This is a genomic window from Arthrobacter sp. H5 (genome assembly GCF_000520595.1).
Taxonomy (GTDB): Bacteria; Actinomycetota; Actinomycetes; order Actinomycetales; family Micrococcaceae; genus Arthrobacter_D.
Genome location: NZ_KI915037.1, coordinates 27,383 through 48,311, shown reverse-complemented (window position 1 = coordinate 48,311; position 20,929 = coordinate 27,383). Strand labels below are relative to the sequence as shown.

23 protein-coding genes are annotated in these 20,929 nt (G+C 63.8%); 9 read left to right on the top strand and 14 right to left on the bottom strand.

The window, feature by feature from the left end:
• On the bottom strand, positions 1 to 1,320 hold a 1,320-nt coding region (locus Y708_RS26945; protein WP_035777161.1), incomplete at its 3' end, for a dihydrolipoyl dehydrogenase family protein.
• A gap of 179 nt (positions 1,321 to 1,499) precedes the next feature.
• On the opposite strand from Y708_RS26945, the gene Y708_RS26940 reads away from it, so the two are divergent.
• On the top strand, positions 1,500 to 1,904 hold the full coding sequence (locus Y708_RS26940) for a class I SAM-dependent DNA methyltransferase (RefSeq protein ID WP_051479251.1): 405 nt from the start codon (positions 1,500 to 1,502) through the stop codon (positions 1,902 to 1,904).
• Positions 1,882 to 2,112 carry a hypothetical protein gene (locus Y708_RS31330; protein ID WP_253905922.1) on the top strand — a complete coding sequence of 77 codons (231 nt, stop codon included), beginning with the start codon at positions 1,882 to 1,884 and terminating at the stop codon, positions 2,110 to 2,112. The genes Y708_RS26940 and Y708_RS31330 overlap by 23 nt, the downstream gene beginning before the upstream one ends.
• A gap of 2 nt (positions 2,113 to 2,114) precedes the next feature.
• Here Y708_RS31330 and Y708_RS0120890 read toward each other — a convergent pair whose 3' ends face one another.
• The 7 genes from Y708_RS0120890 to Y708_RS0120860 all read right to left on the bottom strand — a co-directional run bounded on the left by Y708_RS0120890 (position 2,115) and on the right by Y708_RS0120860 (position 6,891).
• Entirely contained in the window at positions 2,115 to 2,912 is a 798-nt protein-coding gene (locus Y708_RS0120890) for a glycerophosphodiester phosphodiesterase family protein (protein ID WP_028281413.1), read from the bottom strand.
• A gap of 10 nt (positions 2,913 to 2,922) precedes the next feature.
• Complete coding sequence (locus Y708_RS0120885) at positions 2,923 to 3,729, bottom strand: Cof-type HAD-IIB family hydrolase (protein ID WP_028281412.1); 807 nt, start codon at positions 3,727 to 3,729, stop codon at positions 2,923 to 2,925.
• Positions 3,730 to 3,836: 107 nt separating this feature from the next.
• Positions 3,837 to 4,067, bottom strand: a complete 231-nt coding sequence (locus tag Y708_RS0120880; protein WP_028281411.1) for a zinc-ribbon domain-containing protein — start codon at positions 4,065 to 4,067, stop codon at positions 3,837 to 3,839.
• A gap of 9 nt (positions 4,068 to 4,076) precedes the next feature.
• A complete protein-coding gene (locus Y708_RS0120875; protein WP_028281410.1) occupies positions 4,077 to 4,604 on the bottom strand; it encodes a YbhB/YbcL family Raf kinase inhibitor-like protein in 528 nt (175 codons plus the stop codon).
• 17 nt (positions 4,605 to 4,621) lie between these two features.
• Positions 4,622 to 5,542, bottom strand: a complete 921-nt coding sequence (locus Y708_RS0120870) for a carbohydrate kinase family protein (protein ID WP_028281409.1) — start codon at positions 5,540 to 5,542, stop codon at positions 4,622 to 4,624.
• A 69-nt stretch (positions 5,543 to 5,611) separates the two neighbouring features.
• On the bottom strand, positions 5,612 to 6,067 hold the full coding sequence (locus tag Y708_RS26930; protein ID WP_035777155.1) for a PGPGW domain-containing protein: 456 nt from the start codon (positions 6,065 to 6,067) through the stop codon (positions 5,612 to 5,614).
• Between the two features lie 62 nt (positions 6,068 to 6,129).
• Positions 6,130 to 6,891: a prolyl oligopeptidase family serine peptidase gene (locus Y708_RS0120860; protein WP_028281408.1), complete on the bottom strand. Its 762-nt coding sequence runs from the start codon at positions 6,889 to 6,891 to the stop codon at positions 6,130 to 6,132.
• Between the two features lie 254 nt (positions 6,892 to 7,145).
• Between Y708_RS0120860 and Y708_RS0120855 the strand changes: the two genes are divergently transcribed.
• The 3 genes from Y708_RS0120855 (at position 7,146) to Y708_RS0120845 (ending at position 9,875) form a co-directional block, all read left to right on the top strand.
• Positions 7,146 to 8,366 (top strand): metallophosphoesterase family protein, encoded by a 1,221-nt coding sequence (locus tag Y708_RS0120855; protein WP_253905916.1) that lies wholly within the window; start codon positions 7,146 to 7,148, stop codon positions 8,364 to 8,366.
• Positions 8,367 to 8,449: 83 nt separating this feature from the next.
• On the top strand, positions 8,450 to 8,770 hold the full coding sequence (locus Y708_RS0120850) for a hypothetical protein (RefSeq protein ID WP_216699860.1): 321 nt from the start codon (positions 8,450 to 8,452) through the stop codon (positions 8,768 to 8,770).
• Positions 8,771 to 8,780: 10 nt separating this feature from the next.
• Positions 8,781 to 9,875, top strand: a complete 1,095-nt coding sequence (locus Y708_RS0120845; RefSeq protein ID WP_028281405.1) for a GTP pyrophosphokinase — start codon at positions 8,781 to 8,783, stop codon at positions 9,873 to 9,875.
• 282 nt (positions 9,876 to 10,157) lie between these two features.
• On the opposite strand, the gene Y708_RS0120835 is transcribed toward Y708_RS0120845, so the two are convergent.
• Entirely contained in the window at positions 10,158 to 10,829 is a 672-nt protein-coding gene (locus tag Y708_RS0120835) for a phosphonatase-like hydrolase (RefSeq protein ID WP_028281404.1), read from the bottom strand.
• Between the two features lie 9 nt (positions 10,830 to 10,838).
• Entirely contained in the window at positions 10,839 to 11,594 is a 756-nt protein-coding gene (locus tag Y708_RS0120830) for a GntR family transcriptional regulator (RefSeq protein ID WP_253905915.1), read from the bottom strand.
• 165 nt (positions 11,595 to 11,759) lie between these two features.
• On the opposite strand from Y708_RS0120830, the gene Y708_RS26925 reads away from it, so the two are divergent.
• The 4 genes from Y708_RS26925 to phnE are packed head-to-tail and all read left to right on the top strand — an operon-like array spanning position 11,760 to position 15,445.
• On the top strand, positions 11,760 to 12,920 hold the full coding sequence (locus tag Y708_RS26925; RefSeq protein ID WP_253905914.1) for a TIGR03364 family FAD-dependent oxidoreductase: 1,161 nt from the start codon (positions 11,760 to 11,762) through the stop codon (positions 12,918 to 12,920).
• The gene (locus Y708_RS0120820) at positions 12,917 to 13,825 is read left to right on the top strand and encodes a phosphate/phosphite/phosphonate ABC transporter substrate-binding protein (RefSeq protein WP_028281402.1); all 909 of its coding nucleotides are present in this window, start codon (positions 12,917 to 12,919) and stop codon (positions 13,823 to 13,825) included. Before Y708_RS26925 ends, Y708_RS0120820 begins: the two co-directional genes overlap by 4 nt.
• Positions 13,818 to 14,612, top strand: a complete 795-nt coding sequence (locus Y708_RS0120815; RefSeq protein ID WP_253905913.1) for a phosphonate ABC transporter ATP-binding protein — start codon at positions 13,818 to 13,820, stop codon at positions 14,610 to 14,612. The genes Y708_RS0120820 and Y708_RS0120815 overlap by 8 nt, the downstream gene beginning before the upstream one ends.
• Positions 14,609 to 15,445: a phosphonate ABC transporter, permease protein PhnE gene (gene phnE, locus Y708_RS0120810; RefSeq protein WP_028281400.1), complete on the top strand. Its 837-nt coding sequence runs from the start codon at positions 14,609 to 14,611 to the stop codon at positions 15,443 to 15,445. Before Y708_RS0120815 ends, phnE begins: the two co-directional genes overlap by 4 nt.
• A gap of 55 nt (positions 15,446 to 15,500) precedes the next feature.
• Here the strand turns inward: phnE and Y708_RS26920 are convergent, their stop codons facing one another.
• The 4 genes from Y708_RS26920 to Y708_RS0120790 form a co-directional block, all read right to left on the bottom strand.
• Positions 15,501 to 16,952, bottom strand: a complete 1,452-nt coding sequence (locus tag Y708_RS26920; RefSeq protein WP_051479249.1) for a PQQ-dependent sugar dehydrogenase — start codon at positions 16,950 to 16,952, stop codon at positions 15,501 to 15,503.
• Between the two features lie 300 nt (positions 16,953 to 17,252).
• Positions 17,253 to 18,905: a cytochrome b/b6 domain-containing protein gene (locus Y708_RS0120800; protein WP_343213004.1), complete on the bottom strand. Its 1,653-nt coding sequence runs from the start codon at positions 18,903 to 18,905 to the stop codon at positions 17,253 to 17,255.
• Positions 18,906 to 18,998: 93 nt separating this feature from the next.
• Positions 18,999 to 19,985, bottom strand: coding sequence for an electron transfer flavoprotein subunit alpha/FixB family protein (locus tag Y708_RS0120795; protein WP_028281398.1), 987 nt, complete (start codon positions 19,983 to 19,985; stop codon positions 18,999 to 19,001).
• Positions 19,986 to 19,995: 10 nt separating this feature from the next.
• The gene (locus Y708_RS0120790; RefSeq protein WP_028281397.1) at positions 19,996 to 20,772 is read right to left on the bottom strand and encodes an electron transfer flavoprotein subunit beta/FixA family protein; all 777 of its coding nucleotides are present in this window, start codon (positions 20,770 to 20,772) and stop codon (positions 19,996 to 19,998) included.
• Positions 20,773 to 20,929 lie beyond the last annotated feature (157 nt).

The window sequence follows — 20,929 nt, the reverse complement described above, 5'->3', positions numbered from 1 at the left end:
ACCCGCCTGCGTCTGGGCGATAGCAGCGTTCCGCAGCCCGTCGTTGTAGGTGGGATAGGCATGCGTGACGCCCGTCAACGCGGACGCCTTCAGCCGGAGATGAACGGCCAGCGCCAGTTCCCCCATCGTTTCCCCCGCATGCGGCCCCACAATGGTTCCGCCGACAATCCGCCCGTGCCGATCAAGCGAAATGCGCGTCAGGCCCTCCGTTCTCCCCTGCGCCACGGCGCGGTCCACGTGAGTGTGATGGATGGTTCGCTGCCTTTTCGTCGAGCGCCCGACGGCGGCAACTTCCGGATCAGTGAATGTCACCCTTGGGTTCACAGCGGGAATGGTTCTGATCCGGCCAACGACCGCGTTGGCCGCGGCAACACTCGCGTGAACACCTGCTGTGTGAGTGAATTTTGGGTTGGCGGTGACATCGCCGGACGCCCAAAACCCGGCAAGGCTGGTGCGCAGGTACTTGTCGGTCACAATATGACCGTGCCCGTCGATGGCAATACCGGCCTCCGCAAGTCCCATCCCCGAGGTTCGAGGTACCCGGCCCACGCCCGCAAGGAGGTGCGTGAATTCCACAGAGTGACCGGCCGTCGTCGTCAGTGTCCCTCCGCTTTCCTTCGGCGCAATGGATGCGGCGCTGATTCCGGTGAGGACTGTGACGCCGTCGTTCTCCAGCGCCCGCATGACCAGTGTTGAAGCTTCCTGATCCTCCCTCGGCAGCAGCCGGCCGCGGGTCTGGATGAGGGTCACTTTGGATCCGAGGCGGGCAAACGCCTGCGCGAGCTCGCAACCCACCGGTCCGCCGCCCAGCACAACGAGGCGAGCCGGCAGTTCGGTCAGGTTCCACACGGTGTCGTTGGTGAGTACGTCGATGCCGCCGATGCCGGGAATGTCCGGGACCACGGGATCGGACCCGGTGGCGATCAGAACATTGCGCGTGCTCAGGGGAGCGCCGTCCACCGCCACCCTTCCATCCGCAGTGACCACGGCCCGCCCCCTGCGCATCGAGACACCGGCAGCTTCGAGCGCCTCAGGCGAATCAACCGGCTCAATGTGTGCGATGGCCGCACGGACATGATCCATCACCCGGTTGAAATCGACCTTCAGCACAGCGTCGACTCCCAGCGCGCTTCCGTGACGGACCTCGGCTGCAGCCGATGCCGCAGCCAGCAGCGCCTTGGACGGGACACAGCCCGTGTACAGGCACTCCCCTCCGGTTCTGTTGCTCTCCACCAAAAGCACCTTCGCGCCAAGGCTCGCTGCTGTTTGAGAGCCAACCAGCCCGGCCGTTCCCCCACCGATCACTACTAGATCCCACATCTGTCCAGTCAATCACGGTGCGCTCACGGGTCAAGCCGGCCATTCCGTGCAGCTTTGGTCGGCGAAGACAGTAAGCAACCAACTTGGCACTGACAACTGTGTGGGCTGCGCAATACAAGTTCTGACACAAAGAGTTCAAAGCTAAACGAAATGGCATGAGTAGCCGCTAGTTTTGAAGCATGGACCGGTACGAGAGCTTCGCCCCGTTTTACGACACTCTCTCCGGTGAGTGGCCGGTCTACGGGGCGGGCCGCCGGGTGGGGATCGAACTGCTGCGGCTCAAGCCAGGGATGACGGTGCTGGACCTGGGCTGCGGAACCGGATTGAACTTTCCCGGGCTGGGTTCCGCCGTCGGTCCGCACGGCCGGATCATCGGCGTGGACCGGAGCCCGGCCATGCTGGTCCAAGCGCAACGGCGCGGACTTTCGGGGGTCACGCTGATGGAGGCTGACCTCGCCGGGCCGCTCCCGAACCTCCCACCGGTCGACGCCGTCATCACCACCTACGTTCTGTCCCTGATCCCGGACTGGCACACAGTCTGGAGTGCCGTCGTCGTGCCCTTTGAACCGGGCACCCGCGTATGAACCGGGCACCCGCGTAGCTGTGGTGGACATGCAGCGGCCAACCGCGGCGTTTCGGGTGTTCGAGCCGCTGGCCCGCCTTGCGTGCGGGCTGGGCGGATCCGACATTGACGCCCATCCCTGGACGGCTGTGGAGGACGGGTGCGACGACGTTGGGCGCGCCTCCCTCCGCGGAGGTCACGTGCAGGTGCGGACGGGCACCCTCCGCTAGCCTCAGCTTTTGGCAGGGGTCTGCGGCCAGAGGCCGCGTTCCTCCATGACGCGGGAGAGCAGATCCGCCCGGTCCGAAATCAGTCCGTCCACGCCAATATCCAGCAGGCGCCGCATAACCGCGGGGTCGTTGATGGTCCACACGTGCACCGGCAGGCCGGCCCGCCTGCACCGCTTCACAAAACCCGGGGTGACCACGTTCATCCCGTGAAAGGTCAACGGGACCTGAATGCAGTCAATCCTGGCAAGCGTTGCAACAACGTGCGTCAACCGCAGCGGGCTAAGCACCTTAACGAGTCCGTTGGCGAACATTCCCGCCGACGATGCAACGGGGCGGGACAGCCCGCGAAGCACCTTCCGCCTGCGGCGATCGGAGAAGGCTGCAACCAGCACGCGATCATGTGCTTGGAGCCGCTCGATCAGATGGACAAAGGGCACGACGGCGGCATCGTCCTTGATATCGACGTTGAGTCGAATGGTGGGCCAGCGTCGCAGGACCTCTTCGAGTGTGGGAATGCCTTCGTGGCCGCCGACGCGGAGCTCCCCCAGCTCAGCGGCGGTCAGATCCGCCACCCTACCGGTACCGTCCGTCACGCGGTCCAGCCGCTCATCGTGGAAAACCATGACGACGCCGTCCCGCGACGTGCGCACGTCAATTTCCAGGAACGCAAACCCTTGTGCAATGGCCGCGGTGAAGGCGGCCATGGTGTTCTCATACCCCTCCGGGGAAAACCCGCGGTGGGACAGCGCCAGCGGGCGCTGCTGGCCGGCGGTGCCGACGTTCAGGAAGTACGGCCTCACCTAGCGCGCCTTATGCCGATTTCAGCGCTGCCAGGCGTTCCTCGAGAACCTGGGCGACGCCGTCGTCGTCAAACGCGGGCGCGCGAAGGTTCGCTGCCGCGAGAGCATCCGCGTGGCCCGACGCCATGGCGTAGCCGTGGCCTGCCCAGCCGAGCATCTGGATGTCATTGGGCATGTCGCCGAAAGCCACCACCTCGCTGGCGTCGATCCCAAGGTCGGCGGCGTACTGCGCCAGGGTTACCGACTTGTTGATACCGGGAACCGACATTTCGAGCATGGCCACGCTGGGCGCAGAGTGGGTGGTTGCCACGAGATGTTCGATGGCAGGGGCCACCTCGTGGAGGAACTCATCGGGCGTGATGTCACGCTCACGCGCGAGGAACTTGATGACACCTTCGCCGTTCAGGCTCTCCGCCAGCGGCTTGGGTCTGACACCGCCCAGCAGCTCGAGGGATGCCTCCTCCGCGAATCCGTGCTCCACGTGGAAACCGGACACCGTTTCTGCTGCGAAGGCCGCCGCCGGAAAGATGCCCTTGATGATGTTCCGCGCCTCGAAAATGCTGGAGCTGTCCAGAAGGTGTGAGGACAGCACCTTTTCCGCTCCCAGGTCGTAGGTCAGGGCGCCATTGGAACAGATGACCTTGCCCGCGTACTCGAGTTGGCGCAATGGTTCCAGCCAGCGCGGCGGCCGGCCGGTCACGAAAACCACCTCGATGCCCTGCTGCCGGCAACGCTCGAAGGCGCGGACGGTGCGCTCGCTGATCGTGCCGTCGTGACCAACAATGGTCCCGTCCATGTCACTGGCCACCAGGCGCATGCATCACTCCTTTTTCAGCTGCAGGGGTTACTAAGCTTACCGGCCGAGGGCACCGCGGCGGGCGCAGCGAGCTGGGGGAGGCCGGTGGACGCTACCGGCCTCCCAATTCAGCCTGCCAGGGCAGCCTTCTCCCGCTTCGACAGCTCCGTAGCACCGCCGCAATTGGCGCAGGTTTGCTGGTATCGTCTCCGCGTAGTGAAGAGCGGGATGAAGAACAGCGTGAACTTGGTGGCGCGTTCTTCCACCCGCTGAGCCGCATGCTGTTTGCAATACCGACAAGTGTCCGGCCTGCTGAACAGCAGCTTCACCGCGGTTTTGAATCCAAACAGGATAAACATACGCGCCCGCTACTGCTCGTACGTGGCGACGATGCGCCCGCGGCCAAGGGTGTGGGAAAACAGGTTGAACCCAAGGAACGCGTTGCTGCCCTCTCCCGGCACCTCCAGCTGCTCAACGTCCACGGCGTGAACCACCACGTGGTAATGGTGCGTGCCGTGGCCCTCGGGTGGTGCCGCGCCGACAAAGCCGCGGAAGCCGCCGTCGTTCTTCAACTGCACAGCGCCCGCCGGCAGGTCACCGCTCCCATTCGTTCCGGCGCCCGAGGGAAGCGATGTGGTGCTGACCGGGATATTAAAGGCGGCCCAGTGCCAGAACCCGCTGGCGGTCGGCGCATCCGGGTCATACACGGTGACAGCGAAGCTCTTGGTGCCCTCCGGGAATCCGCTCCAGGACAACTGCGGCGATACGTCCTGGCCCCCCGCACCCATGACGCCGGAAGCATGCTTGACGTCAAGCGGCTGATGATGCGAAATATCCGTGCTGGTTACGTCAAACTCGGGTACGGCTGGGAGATCTGCATACGGATCGCGGGTCATCTCTACTCCTGGTTGTCTTAGGTAGTGCCTAGCTCAGCTCGATTGGGCGGATTGGCACCGGCGCGCGACACCGTCAAGGCGGCCGCCTTGGCCGCGTACGCCAGCACTGCTTTCACCTGCTCAACGGATATGTGGTGCAGGTCATTCCTTCGCTGGGCGCCGTCGAGCTCCCGGTCCACGAGCGCGCCGAGCAGGGCCGCCATGAACGAATCCCCCGCACCCACCGTGTCGACGACGCTGGTCACCGGCGCCTTTACCTCGCTTTCACCGCGCACGACGACGGCCCACGGCCCTTGCGAGCCGCGGGTCACCACCACCATGGCAGGGCCCATTGCCAGCCACTGACGAGCGGACTCCTTGACGTCGCGGTCCGGGTAGAGCCACTCCAGGTCCTCGTCGGACGCCTTCACAACGTCCGCGAGCGCCACAAATTTCTCGGCCTGCGAGCGGGCGAAATCGACATCGGTGATGATGGTGGGGCGGCAGTTGGGGTCGTAGCTGATGGTGGCGTTGGGGTGTGCCTTTTGGACGGCACCCAGCACATCCGCAGCCCCCGGCTCCAGCATGGTGGCAATAGAACCGGTGTGGAGCAGGGTTGTCCCCTCCAACAGTTTCTCCTGCTGATCCCTCAGCTGCGGCAGTTCCCAGAGGAGTTGGAAATCGTAGGACGCACCGCCCGCGGGGTCCAACCGGGCGGTTGCAACACTGGTGGGGTGGCCGTCTGCCTGCAGCGGTGTGAGCACTGAGTTGTTGGCAAGGTGGTTGTGGATCATCCGGCCGTACTGGTCATCGCCAAACCGGCCCAGGAACTGTGCGGGATGGCCGAGCCTTGCCAGTCCCACTGCCACATTCATGGGGCTACCTCCCACATGGGCGCGGGGCGGGGCTGTATCGCTGATGACTTTGTCAATGAGGGTTTCCCCGATTACCGTGAGCACGGATTCAAGGTAGCACCTCGTGGTGCGAGGGTGCCGCCGCATGACGTGCAATGATGCCGGCGGCGGGTGCTAGCGGAACCGGCGGACGCTGTACACGATCAGCACCAGCGCAATGATGGCGGAGAGCACCAGGCTCAGCCCCGTGCCCCAACCGCCCGGCAGCCACCAGTTAAGGTTTGCCAACCACCACCCGGGCTCCGGCGGCCACCAGCCGGGCACGGGCGGCCCGATCATCCACACGATTCCAACCGTCATGAAAGCGAGCGCGCTGAGACAGCTCACAACAATCCGCGGCCAGGTCTTCACGCCGATCTTTGCGGCCTGAAAGGCTTTTTCCTTGACGGGGTGCAGTCGGCGTTCGGCCCAGGCGTACTGCTGCGAAAGGACCGCAAGTCCGGCGACGAGCATCAGCAGCCCCGGTCCCGGAAGTACGAGTGCCGCGAATCCGAGCACCACAAGGGTCCAGCCCAATATTTCCAGCCCTGTGCGGTGGGCTAGCCGGTGGAACCGCGATCGTGCGCTCATCCCTGCAAGGATCCCACATTCCGGCGCACGGATGCGCTTCGATCACCTCGGTGTGCGGCCGTCTACGATGCCGCCAGCCGTCCCACCGCTTCCACCACCCGTTCCCAGGCATCGGTTCCGGGAGTGATCATGGCGAAGTGGTCACCCGGAATCATCACCAGCTCGGCCTCGGCGCCGGCGGCCGCTGCAGCATCCACGTACGACGACGACTGGCTCACCGGCACCGTCGAATCCTCCTCGCCGTGCAGCGCGAGCACTGGGACGTCCAGCGGAATGGCGGTCATCGGGTCCGCCAGCTGGTAGGCCTCAGGGCCGGCGTTGCCCAGCAGGTTCATTACCGCGCCGCCTCCCAGTCCTTCCTCACGGGCCAGCGCAAGGTTCAACACGCCCGATTGACTGACGACGCCGGTCAACGGCACCGCCGGGACGCCGGATCCCGGCGCACCCAGGGGAAGAGAGGCCCTCCCGGCCGCCCACACCGCAAGGTGGCCGCCCGCCGAGTGGCCGAGCGCCGTCGTCGTACTCAGGTCGAGTCCATGTTCCTCCGCTGCGGTGGCGAGCAAATTGATTCCCGCGCTGATGTCCTCAAAGGTGGCGGGCCAGCCGCCGCCGTCACCGGCCCGGCGGTATTCAAGGTTCCAGCAGGCATACCCGCGCTCCGCCAGATCTTTGGCCAGCGGAACCCCCAGTTCCAGGGTGTACTCGGCACGCCAGTATCCGCCGTGAACGATGACGACGACGCCGGGCTGGGTGCGTTCTGCCGGCAGGTACAGCTCAGCGAACTGGTTGGGATCGGCGCCGTAGGTGTGGCGCTGCAAGGCCATGGTTTCCTCCGGTTCGGGGGCCGCACCGGGCGCGCAGCCGGATACTGCCGCAGCGCCAAAGGCGGCGGCGGCACCCAGAACGGTGCGTCGTCGTACATTGCTCACATTCTGAAGCCTAACGTGGCGTGCCCTGCCAAACAGTCGGTGAATAGTTTGTTCAACTTGGGGAAAGCCTCCCGTCCACACCCGTTATCCCGACGCTGGGAAAGTATGCGGGGCAGCAGACTGCCCAACGACTTCGAAAGGACTGCCTCGTGGACAACAGCATTACATCCGGGTCAACCTCCAATCATCCCGGCGTGAGCCGACGCGGTGCACTGACCGTGGGAGGCGCCGCGGCCATCGCGGGAATGATCGGCACTTCCCCCGCCGTCGGCGCTCCCGGAGGAAGCGGTAAGTCCAAAGAGATACCACTGAAATTCAACAGCGACGGCCGGTTCAAGGTGGTGCAGTTCAACGACACTCAGGACACTCACCGGACGGACAAGCGAACCATCGAACTGATGGAACGCACCCTCGACTCCGAAAAGCCGGACTTTGCCCTCATCAACGGCGACGTGATCACCGGAGGGATGACTACGGAACTGCAAGTGATGCAGGCACTCAATCACGTGGTATTCCCCATGGAAGACCGGGGGATACCGTGGGCCATCACGTTTGGCAACCACGACGAGGATTCGATGGCGCAAACAGGAATGGACGAACCCAGGATGCTTCGGTTCGTCCAGAGTTACGGACACAACCTGAACCAGACCGATCCGGACGACCTCACGGGCACCGGCAACGGCAATCTGCTGATCCGCTCCTCGCGCGGCATCGGGCCGGCCTTCAACCTGTGGCTGATTGATGGTGGCCGCTACGCGCCGGACAAGATTGCCGGGCAGAACTTCGAAGGCTACCCGGGCTGGGACTGGATCCGGGCGGACCAGGTCAGCTGGTACCGCGACCAATCAGCACGGCTTGAGAAGCAGTACGGAATGAAGGTTCCCTCCCTGATGTTCTTCCACATCGCCTTGTGGGAGCACCGCTTTATGTGGTTCAGCTCGGTTGATTCACGCACGGATGCAGACCACGAGCGCGCCATGGAGAAGCACCAGATTGTCGGCGAACGCAACGAGGATGAGTGCCCGGGCCCGTTCAACTCGGGAATGTACTCCGCGCTGCAGGAGCGGGGTGACGTCAAAGGCGTTTTCGTAGGCCACGACCACATCAACACCTACGTCGGCGACTACTACGGGATCCAGCTCGGGTACGGCCCTGGAACCGGCTTTGCGCCCTACGGACTCGGGGATGCCACCAAAAACAACCTGCGTGGCGCCCGTATCTTTGAACTCGACGAGAGCCACCCCGGCGTCCTTAAGGACAGTCGCCTGATCTTTGCGAAGGATTTCGATATAGACCTGAGCCCTTCCGGCCAGCCACTTGAGGATCCGCACCGTTTGGATAGGGTCCAGCTGGACTACCGGAGCCGCTGATGCGCTGATCTGTGACCGTGGCCCCCTTGCCCGCGCGCTCCTGGGCGGGAGATGCTTGAATGGAGGACGACTATCAAAGGGGAATGATGAGCTCGCACGGAAAATTGCTGTTAATTGGCGGGACGTCTCTGGTTGCCGCCCTGTTCATCCTGCCGACTCCGCTGTTTGAGGTGTTCTCCGGCAGGGCTGACGCCGCGGCTTACGTGCTGTTTGCTGTGGGGGCGCTGCTCCTGGTCGAAGGTCTAGCTCTGGTGACTTTGGGACTGCGGAACCGGTCCAAGGATCTGCGAACTGCACGAACCTACGAGAACCGCGAGGGCTCGACATCCGACGAAGACCGTCCGGTAAACCCGCACGACTACCCGTCAGCGGGACGTCAGGGTCAAGTGGGCGGTCCGCTCTGAGAAACCGTCTATGAGCGCCTGGGATGAACTGGATGACGGACTTCGTCCGGCGGTGGAGGAGAGCACCCGCGAGTTTGAGCGGCTGCGTCCGTCCGTTGAGGCTGTGACACGGGGGGTCCGCGACAGCATCCAGGCGATCTTTGCCGATTCGGGCATCAACCCCCTTTTTGTTACGGCTCGCACCAAGACCGTGGAGTCATTCAGGGACAAGGCATCGCGCATGCTCGTGGCACCGGACTCCGCTCCCACTCTTGTCTTCCCTGATCCGCTTCGGAACCTGACGGACGTCGTCGGCGTTCGTGTCATCACCACGCTGCCGCACGAAGTGGACCTGGCCGCGAACCTGATCAAGCGCCAGCGGCAGGAGTTCGACTGCCGGGGTGACCGGGAGAAGGACATTGGTTCCATCGAGTCCGGCACGTACGGCTACTCCAGCCGGCACCTGATCCTGCGGACCATCCAGAACGACGCCGTCCGCGCCTATCAGCAGCTCTTGGATCCGAGCTCCAAAGCGGGCGGAAGCTATCTATTCGAGACGCAGATCCGCACCGTGCTGGCTCATGCGTGGTCGGAAATTGAACACGACATCCGGTTCAAGGCTTCCAATCCCAAGGCCTGGAGCCCCTATTTTGACCGGCAGTTCACCGGAACAGCTGCAATGCTTGAATCCGTCGAGTCCGCGTTTGCCGAGCTTCATGACAGGTATGAGAAGGTCACAGGATTCTGGGACGCTTCCGGCGAGGGAAGCGTCGCGTTGGCGCCGGACCGGGTGCGCGAGGTCTGGCAGACCCTCCTTCCACACGTTGACCGCAAGTCAGACGACAACTGGGGATGGGCGGCGGAACTGCTGGCAGCACATGGCCTCACGACGACGACGGCGCTTGCCTCGCTGCTCCAGGCAGACACCATCACTGCGGTGCGGCGGGCCTTGGATCACCGTTACTCGCCAGGTCCGGACCGTCTCCTGGACGACGTGCTTCTGTGGCATTACGGGTCCCGGCACATTGAGCTGACTGCCGAGGACCCTGATGTGACGCCGTCACCCCGGCGGGACAGTTTGCAGCGGCGGCACCGGCAAATGGAGAACTTCCGGGCGCGCGGCTAGGCCAACTCTTAGTGATATCGGGCTATAAAGATCATCAGCTGATCCTCACCGTCTGCCTTGTCCAAGGTGATTGGGAAGGGCTGCCCCGCCGAAGCGAGCTGTCGCTGTTGGAGGCTAAGGAGCCGGTGGCCCGCTAACCGCGGCGGGGCTGGACCGGATCCTGCAGCTTCTGAGCCATTGTGGCTGGGTTTCCACCGGCTGAACCACGTGAAACCGGGCCTTCTCCAAAAAGTGGCCCGGAAAAGGTGCAGGATTCGGTTCAGCCCCCGCCCGGCTGGACCCCTACAGCCGCTCCAACAGCGCCGGCACGTCCACGACGCCGTCCACTATGTAATGGTGAGGATGGCTCTCAAGCTCTTCCCGCCCCAGCTTCCCCGTCAAAACGCCCACCGCCAGCACGCCAGCGTTCGTGGCCGCCCGCAGGTCGTTGACGGTATCCCCGGCGGCCAGCACCTCTGTCACGTTGAGGACGCCGGTGAGTTCCATGGACCGGTGGATCATGTACGGCGCCGGACGGCCAAGTGCCACCTCATCGGAACAAACGACGGCGTCAATAAAGTCTGCGTCATGCCAGCCCAGACCCTTCAGCAGTGGATCCGCGACATCGCGCGAGAACCCCGTTGTCAGGGCAACCTTCACCCCGCGGGCGTTCAACTCACGCAACGTATCCTCCACACCCGGAAGCGCTACCGGCGGATTGGCGGCGTAGAGAGAGGAAAGAATCTCCCGGAACCGGTCAAACGCCCGATCAACCGCTTCAGGTGAGGCCGATCCGCCACCGGAGGCAATCAGCGCGGTGATTGCCTCACGCTTATCCGCCCCCATCCACTGCTGGATGTCTTCGGGTGAGGTCAATACCCCTGTCTCCTCCACGGCGCGGGCAAGGGAGAGATACACGTCGCCGTGTTCGTCGATGGTGGTTCCGGCCATGTCAAAGGCGACAAGCTTGATCAAGAGAATTCCTTAGGCTGTATGCACCCGGACCAGATTGGCCCGGTGCTGGACATTGTTTTCAATGGTGAAGTTGGTAAGTGCGGGCAGATAGCGGTCATCCGAATATTCAAGACCGACGCCGGCGGCCGAGCTGGTCAACCGGCGTTCCCTCAGCAGCGGCGTACCCACCGCCTGTTGCAGCAGCTCGGCATCTTCATCCGTCGTGGCAACGGCGTCAATCGTGTGGCGGGCGCTGAACAAGTCCGCTCCCTGTTCTTTCAGGTAGGCGAAGATGGAGCCGGCGTTGGTGTCGAAATCGAACAGCAGGTTTCCCACAGACAGCACAAAGGTTGTGCGCTCGATCATCGCCGGAATCCCGTTCAGCAGCCTGAGCCGGATGACCTGCACCACCTGCTCATCCTCGGGAAGCGAAAGCTGTGCTGCGGCCTCCGCGGACACCGCCCGCCGTGCAATCTCCAGAGTGCGCTGCCCCGGCGTCTTCCCCAGGGAATGCGCCCACTCCGTGAAAGACATGAATGTGGAGAAGGACTGCGATTGGACCTGCCCGCGGACCACCGGCGGCCTGCCCCGGCCGCCCGTCACAGTACCCTCGGCCCGCAGCGCCGCAAGCGCCTGCCGCACCGGACCGCGCGACGTGCCAAACTCCCGGCACAGCTCGGATTCGCTGGGCAACTGTGAGCCGGGTGACCAGACTCCCTGAGCGATGCGCTCCCTGAACTCCTCGCTGAGGCGCTGGTGCATCGGCAGGTATACGATGTTATCCACAACTTGATCATACAACTTGGCTTGGTCAGTAACCCCGTGAATACAAGCCCTCAAGATGAACTTTCGGTAAACCACAACGCCTCAAAGTAAAGTTTCAGTGAACTTGTATACATAAGTACTGTTTTCGCTTGTGTACACGGCCCGGCACCCTGCACCATCGAAAGCGTGAACAACCCAACCAACTCCAAAAACCCTGCCGACGTTGTCGTTATCGGCGCAGGCATCGTGGGACTTGCCCACGCGGCGCTTGCCGTCGGCCGCGGGCTGACTGTCACCGTCATTGAGCGTGATGACCGCGCGGTGGGCGCCTCCATCCGAAACTTTGGTCACTGCTGCATCACGGCGCAGAGCGGCGAGCTGTACGACCTGGCGCAATCGTCACGCGGTCACTGGCTCTATTTCGCTGAGCGTGCAGGGTTCTGGGCATCCGAGGCAGGCGCGCTGGTAGTGGCACGGAACGACGTCGAACTCCAGGTCCTGCGCGAACTCGCCGGGAGGCGGGAGGCCGGGCAGGTGACCGTCCTGCGCGCTGAGGAAACAACAGCACAGCTGCGGACGGCACAGGGAACCCCTGACCCGGCGATCCTGGGCGGTGCCATGCTTCGCGATGACCTCCGGGTTGACCCGCGGACCACGGTGGGGAAACTCGCAGCGTGGCTTCAGGAACAGGGCGTCGACTTTCTGTGGAGGACAAGTGCAGTCGGGTTCGACGACGGCGCCGTCCACACCAACCGCGGGACGGTTTACGGACGCCGGACCATCGTCTGCGTGGGTCATGACGTGGATTATCTCTTTCCGTCCGTCTCCAAAGAACACATCGTGGAGCGCTGCACGCTGCAGATGTCGCGGGCAGCGCAGCCGGCCGGACTGACCCTGGGGCCTGCCGTGCTCACCGCCACGTCCATGCTCCGCTACGACGCCTTCACCGAGATGCCGTCGGCAATTGAACTGAGCCGCACCGTGGACAGCGGACTGCAGGCTATCGGCGCGAATGTCATGTTCACGCAGCACCCGGACGGCTCGCTCATCCTGGGCGATTCCCACACCTACCAGCACACCGCCGCTCCGTTCCTCTCCGAGAACACCACGGACCTGATCAATGCCGAAATCGGCGCCCTTCTGGGAATGCCACTGGAAATCACCGAACGCTGGCAGGGCATCTACGCCTCCAGCCCCAACGGACCTCTGCTCGTCAAAGAGGTCCAACCGGGAGTCACGGCCGTCTCGGTGACCTCCGGCGTTGGCATGACCGTCTCCTTCGGACTTGCCGAACGCACCCTCAACTCTCTCTTCGAATCCGTTCATTCACACAGAGGAAGCTCATGAAAAAGCAGCACCTGATCCCCGTGTCCCTTGCCGCCGTCGTCGCCCTTTCGCTGAGCGCGTGCGGCGGCACCACCGAAGCAGCCGACGCATCACCAACCTGCCCCAACGGTGAGATCCAATTCGGCATTGAGCCCTACGAGGATCCCGCCAAGCTTGAACCTGCGTACCAGGTGCTTGCGGACGCCCTGTCCGAAAAGCTCGACTGCCCGGTCAATGTCCAGGTGGTCGAGGACTACGCCGCCGAGGTTCTCGCGATGGAGAACGGCAAACTGGACCTCGGGCAGTTCGGTCCGATCGGCTTTGTCTTCGCCAGCGATCGAGCGGGTGCCGAGCCGCTGGTTTCCTTCGGCACTGCCGACGGCGAACTCAGCTCCTACACCGGCGGCATCTGGGTGGCCGCAGACTCCGAGATCGAGAGCATCGAGGACCTGCGCGGCAAGTCACTCGCGCTCGGCAGTGTGGGCTCCAGCTCCGGTGACGTCCTCCCCCGCTACGCCCTCCGCGAGGCAGGGCTGGAAGACGCGGACCTGAAGATGGACTACACCGGTGGACATCCGGAGGCCCTGCTTGCACTGACCAATGGCGCGGTTGAGGCGGCGCAGATCAACTCCCAGACCCTCGCCACCGCCGAGGGTGAAGGAACCTTTGACGCCAGCAAGTTCAAGCAGATCTGGGAATCCGACCCCATCCCGAATGACCCCATCACCGTCCGCGGCGACATGGATCCCGCGTTCAAAGACGCCGTGAAAGACGCCCTGATGGACCTCTCTCCGGCGGACGTGGAGCAGGTGGGTGCGTTCCTCGACGTCACTCCTCCCGGCCCTCTGGTTGAGGTCACCAAGGACACGTACTCACCGCTCTTTGACCTGGCCGACACCATGGGTCTCACCGAAAAAGATGTCTAGCCTCACGATGGCCGCGCCCATCCTGCAGACCACCGCCCTGAGCGTCCGCGGCCTCACCAAGCGCTACGGCGGGCGTACGGTCCTCTCCGGGGTGGACTTCGATGTCCGTTACGGCGAGCTCGTGGCCTTCCTGGGTGCCAACGGGTCCGGTAAATCCACCACGCTGAAGTGCGTGATGGGTCTCGCAGAGCCCGACGACGGCGGGATCACCCTGGACGGCGCGGCGCTCGGTCCCCTGCGTGGCGGGCAGCTTCAAGCGGCACGACGGCAGGCCGCAATGATCTTTCAGAAGATTCACCTGGTCCCGCGCCGGTCAGCGCTCGATAACGTGTGCGCCGGTGCGCTGAACCGGATTCCGACATCACGGTCCCTGATTCCTGCCCTGTTTCCGCGGGAAATCCGTGAGGAAGCCATGGCATGCCTGGACCGGGTGGGGCTCGCGGACCGCGCGCTGGACAAGGTCTCACAGCTTTCCGGTGGACAGCAGCAGCGAGTGGCCGTCGCGCGGGCGCTGTGCCAGCGGGCAACGATTGTCCTCGCGGACGAGCCCGTCTCTGCGCTGGATCCGCACGCCGCTGAGCGGGTCATGGCACTGCTGCACGATCTTGCCCACTCGGAGAACCTGGCAGTCGCGGCAGTGCTGCACCAGCCGGATCTGGCCCGGCGGCACGCTGACCGAGCCATTGGACTGCTTGGGGGGCGGATGGTCTTCGACACCCCCACCCGGGACCTCACCGGCGCCCAGCTCGATGAGCTCTACCAGCCCGACCGGATGGACCTGACATGAGCACACCACTTGATACACCCCGCGCAACCCCGCGCCGCATGCCCGTCCCACGCGACCCGCGCCGCAGGTGGCGGACAGGTTCGCTGGCTGCCGCCGTCGTCGTCGTTGTTGTCCTGCACGTGCTCGCGTTCGAAGGAACCGAGTTCCGGCCCGCCCGGCTCATCGAGGGCTGGGAAGGGATGGCGCGCTTTCTGGCGGAGGCGTTCCCGCCGGATCTGAGCTGGGAGGTGCTTGGTCCCAGCCTCGAGGCCACGGTGGTGACTCTGTGGATCGGGCTGCTGGGGACAACATTGTCGGTGCCGTTTGCCATCCTGTTGGCAGTACTCGGGGCACGGACAACGTCGCCGCATCCGCTGGTCTACCAAGCGGCCCGTTCAGTGCTGTCCTTCTTCCGTGCCGTGCCGGACATTGTGTTCGCGCTGATCTTTGTGACCGCCGTTGGGCTGGGACCGTTTGCGGGTGTGCTGGCGCTCATCTGCCACAACACCGGCGTGATGGGCAAGCTGTGGGCGGAGTCCATGGAGGAGATTGACCAGGGGCCGCAGGAGGCACTCCGCACGGCCGGGGCCAACCGCACGCAGCAGGTGGCCCATGCAACGCTGCCCATGGTGGTTCCGCAGTTCGTGGGGCTGCTGCTGTACCGGTTCGATGTGAACGTGCGCTCGTCGCTGGTGCTGGGCCTGGTGGGAGCGGGCGGTATTGGCCTGCTGATCAACCAGTCGATCAAGTCATTCCAGTTCGATGAGATGCTCACGCACATCATCGTGGTCCTGGTGCTGATTGTGGTGGTGGATCAGGTGTCTGCGTTGGTCAGGCGGCGGTTGGCCGCGTAGCACGTGAGCGCCGCCGCGCCCCTGCCCACTTGAAGCGGGCAGCCCGGCGGGCAACTTAATCTCGGCAGTCAGCGTCTCCACTGCATTCCCGCACCAGCTTCATCACCACACCTTCGTCGTCGTCCACTCCGCCACTCTTGTTGGCCAGAACGTACAGCTCGCCGTTCATGTCCTCACCGATCCCGAGCACAAACAGATTGATGTGCCCATTCACCAGGTTGAAGACGTTCGGGGTCCGGTCGTCGGGATCGGCGCGGTCATCCTCGACGACGTACATCACCCGCCCGTTTCCGGAGTTGAAGCCGTCGGAGTAATCGCCAAACACGTAGGTGCCGCGAAGCTCCGGCAGCTGGGAGCCCCTGTACACGAACCCGCCAATGGTGGCCACGCCCTCGTCATGGTCATACTGGGCAACCGGATCGATCAGTCCGGCTGGCTGGCCAGGAGTATTGGCAAAGACAAATCCGTCCGAAGCGAAACCGTCCAACTCGGTACCGCCCTGGTTGAACTGGAAGGTTCCTTCCTTGACCGCCCAGCCGTAGTTGCCGCCCTGTTGAATGCGTGCGTTAACCTCCTCGATGTTGTTTTGTCCTACGTCAGCAGTCCAGATCTCTCCCGTGCCACCGAGATCCATCCGGTCCGAGGAAGCCCTGAACGGGTTCCGGAATCCGTAGGCATAAATCTCCGGTTCGGTGGACGTCAACGGGTCCATTCGCAGGATCTTGCCCAACAGGTTATCGAGTCTCTGCGCATTACCTGGACCCTCATGGCTGATGCAGGGCCCTTCACCGGCAAGGCCCAACTGGCCGTTCTGGTCGTCCGCGCAGCCGCCGTCACCCGTTGTGATATACAGCAGGTTGCGGTCGTCGGAGCGGGTGCCGAAGAACAGGGCGCCGCCGTTGTGATTGAACTGCGGCTCCTCAATGGTGAGGAGAACCCTGGAGTCAGCTGGAGCCAGTGGAGTCCTGGTCATCGGATCGGCGGTTGGGTTTGGGTCGGTCCACTCGCGCAGGGTTGCGAGGTGATTAGGTTGCTGATCGGCGGTCGACGGCGCACCCGGAATGGGTTCGGACGTCATGGTGTAGAAGAGTCCATTACTTTCGAAGTCCGGATGGAATGCGACGCCCAGGAAGCCCCGTTCGTCTCCTTCAGGCAAGAGCGGCACCAGCAGTGGCGCGGTATCGAGAATCTCGTTCTTGTCGCCGCTTTCCGTGTCGATGGCCCAAAGCGGGCCAACCTGGTCCACCACAAACAAGACCCCCGGTGCGCCGGGCGCGTAAGTACCCCAGTTAGGGGCAGTCAAGCCATCTTCCTCAGCGAGAGTTTCCAACTCCAACTGAATGTCACCCTCGTCAATGTGGCCGGAAATAGGGTCACCAATAGGTTCCAAAGGGCGGGGCGGGTCACTGGCGCCGGCACCGCCCAACGATGCGGGGATGGCCAGGACAAATACTGCGGAGAACAGCAGCGCGGTGAAGCTGCGCCGTGCATTTCGATGAGCGTGCATTTCGATCGCCTTCCTTAGGCCGATCTAACTCCCCCACAAGTCTCTGAGGTAAAACGGAGGCGGAGCAGCATCTGGCTCCGGAATGACCCCCTCCGACAGCCGATTCGGATCCAGGGGTTGCACATTGATCGCTTTCAGGTTATCACGCGCGCGAGCCGTCAATATGGCTCATGAAACAGTCCGTGCGCCACCGCCGCGCCCCTGCCCACTGAGTCCAGCAACTGAGTGGGCAGGAACAGTTCTGCCCGCCCAGTTCGGGAGCTGGGCGGGCAGGCGTGTTCGGCGGTTGGGCAACTAGGGTTAGCGTGAGCTGACCCTTCCAAACAGCCCCGCGATCGGCGCCAGGATGAGTGGCCGTGCCGCAATCCACGCGCCAACGATCAGGAGCAGGGACACGAAGAAGATCAAGAAGCCTGCCCAGTTCACCACATCCTGACCGCCGTACATGTGGTTGAGGTTGCGCAGCGCCCCGGTCGCAAACACAAGCGCGACGTGAATGATGATGAAGACGACGAAGTAGAGCATGACAGGGAAGTGAATTGCCCGCGCCCACTCAACCGGGTAGACGCGGTTCAACGTCTTTGTGTTCTTGGGCCAGATGCCTGACATTCGCGCACCGCTGATCGCAGCCAGTGGAGCCGCGACAAAGACCGTAAGAAAATACATGAGCATCTGGAGGCTGTTGTAGTTCACCCATCCGTTCTCGGTGGGCCAATCCAGGGAAACGTACTGGATAGCCGCCGAAAGCGCGTTCGGAAAGACCTCCCAGGTGGTGGGTACAAGCCGAATCCAGTGGCCCGTTGCAAACAGCAACACCACAAAGACTGCGCCATTGAGGAGCCATAGTATGTCCAGGGCCTGATGGAACCACAGATTGAGACTGATCTTTCCATTCCCGCCCTTTGACCATCGCGGGGTCCAGTAGCCGCTCGGCCGTTCTTCTCTGCGTACCTGCAGACCGGAACGGATGATCAGGACGATCAGGAAAGTATTGAAGAAGTGCTGCCACTGGACCCATGCCGGGAAACCCGGCTGTGCATCAGCGGGCAGGGGCGTTTCGCCGGGGTAGCTCACCAGGAAGTCCTGCATGAAGCCGAGCGTGACAAACCAGCGGGTGAAGAGGACCGCAACAACAGCAAGCACCAGGAGGCCAATTCCGCCACGAACCAACGTTGCCGGGCGACTGAGTTCCTTGCCCGGCTTTTCTTGGCGTGCGGCGTCGGGTTCCGCGGCGGCGGCACGGGTCACTGGTGCGGCGGCGACGGCGGGTTCGACGGCGACAGGGTCCGCTGTTGCGGGCGAGGGGTCGACGGCGGCTGCCCGCAGACCTGCAGACCCAGCTTCGTGTGCGGCCTCGCCCGGTACAGGCGCTTCAACCACCTCTGCCGGCCCCGTCTCTTCCCGTGCCAGCGGAGGAGATGGATCCAGTACCCCAGGGGCTTGAGGAACCATGGCGGTGGCTGCCGGCCACCTCTCACCACCGTGCACGCGGGGCAATCCGCGACGCATCGCATGCCCGACGGTGGACGCAGGCGGATCCGCGGCCAGCGTTGCGGACGGCGGCGTTGCGGACGGCGGCGCCGCGGCAGGAGCTGCGGCCGGCGTGGTTGCGTCTGCCTGGGGCGCAGCCACCTCAGACTGAACGACGGCGGAATCCGCTCCTGCCCGCTCTCCGGAATCCGCAACAGTTGGCGTTTCGCGCGCCGGCGGCCATGCATGGGCGCCCGGCACACGTGGAAGGCCCCTGCGGCCTTCCCTGTGGGCGCCCGGCGTCGTCCTTGGTCCCGCACCCGCATCCGCTATGCCGCCTGCCCCGGCCGTGGAACCGGGACCGGGAGTATCAGCGGCACCCGCGGCACCCGCACCAGCGTCCGCGGAAAGCACCGCGCCAATGTCCGCCGAAACCTCCGCGGCGGCATCCGCGGAAAGGCCCGAAGCCGTGTCCTCAACCATCCCCGCAGGAGACGCACTTTCGGGAGGCCATGATTCCCCGCCGCTCCGCCGGGGCAAACCTCGACGCATCGTGCGACTAGGCGTCACCATTGCCTATTCCTTTCGCGCAGAGAGCGACTCGATCAATTGCGGTACCACTTGGAAGAGGTCTCCCACTACGCCAAAGTCAGCGATGTCGAAGATCGGCGCATCCGGGTCCTTATTGATGGCGACAATTGTCTTGGCTGTCTGCATTCCGGCCCGGTGCTGGATTGCGCCGGAGATGCCGAGCGCCACGTACAGCTGCGGCGAAACGGAGACGCCGGTTTGTCCAACTTGATGACTGTTGGGAACGTATCCGGCGTCGACGGCGGCACGGGAGGCCCCCACGGCCGCGCCAAGGACGTCGGCCAGTTGGTCAACAAGGGCGAATTGCTCCTCGGACGAGAGGCCGCGGCCGCCGGCGACAACCTTCGCCGCGCCGCGCAGCTCGGGGCGGCTCGATTCCACCGACTGCTCCTCGAACAACTCGATCGATGCGGCAGCCGCACCAGATGGTGTCACGTCGAGCATCTCGACGGCTGGTTCCACAGCCTCAGCGCGGGCATCGACCGCGCCCTCCCGGACCGTGATCACCGGTGCTCCAAACGTTGGCGCTGAATGAACGTTATAGGCGCCGCCGTAGACGGAGTGATGGGCCACAATGCCCTCCTCATCGCGTGCAACACCAACGGCGTCGACGGCGACGGCGGAGCGCGTCCGGGCGGCGAAGCGTCCAGCGACGTCGCGGCCATCAGCGGAGTTGGAGATCAGGATCGCGTCGGGGCGGACCAGGTCCGCAGCACTGGCGAGCGCGTCCGCCGCGGGGACGGCGAGCCACGCGGTCGCTGCCTCAGTTTCCGCGACCAGCACGTGCTCAGCACCCAGAGCGCCGCACGCTGCCGCCGCTTCTGGACCCCTGCCTGGATGCGCCACGATGAGGGCCACCGGGGTCCCGATTCCGGAGGCTGCGCCGAGCAGTCCGGCAGCGCTTTTGGCTGGCTCGCCCGACGGCGTAGCCTCGACGAGCACAAGGATGGAATCATCAGGAAATGTAGTCATGGCTGCTTCCTCACGCCAGTCGGTTCTGTACAAGGAACTCGGCGAGCTTCTTGCCGCCGTCGCCCTCATCAACGATCTTGGTCCCGGCTGATCGGGGGGGCTTCTCGGAGACTGAAATCATGATGGATCGTGGATTGTCCAGCGCATCAGAGTCAACGCCAAGCTCAGCGGCGGTCAGCATTTCCACGGGCTTCTTCTTTGCGGCCATAATGCCCTTGAAGTTGGGAAAGCGGGCAGCAGGGAACCTGTCGGTGATCGAAATAAGGGCGGGCAATTCCGTGGCGACCGTCATGACACCGCCATTAGCTTCCCGTGTTCCTTCGAGACGACCAGCTGAAATCTCCACCGAGTTGAGTGTGCTGGCGTGCGGCACCCCGAGTATCTCGGCAAGCATGGCGGGCAGCACACCGCCCGAGCCATCCGTGGACAGATTGCCGGTAATGACGAGGTCAAATCCGATGCGGCGAATTGCTGCCGCAAGCACGTCCGCGGTGAGACCGAGGTCAGCGCCGGAAAGCTTTTCGTCCGAGATGTGCACCAACTTGGCCGCCCCCATGGCAAGAGCCCTGCGAAGTGTTGCGGCGGCCGTTGCCGGGCCCATGGAGAGAACAATGACCTCTGAGCCGTCAATCTTCTCGGCGCTTGACAGCGCCGCTTCGAGAGCGCGCTCACCGATTTCGTCGAGCACCGCCTCCGTGGCACCCCGCTCGGCGAGCCCGGTCTCCAGATTCAGCGTGCGCTCCCCGTAGGTATCGGGGACCTCTTTCATGAGAACGATGATCTTCATTGATCCTCCCTGATGTCTGGAGGGTGGCCAGACAATTGCATTGTTGCGGATCGGGTACGTGTCCGTCTGCACCGAGAATACAGTGAAAACCGGGCGGTTTATGAACGGCCTCGATGCGGGCAGCCAGCCGACGACGGCGGCAGGTCACCTCCCGTGG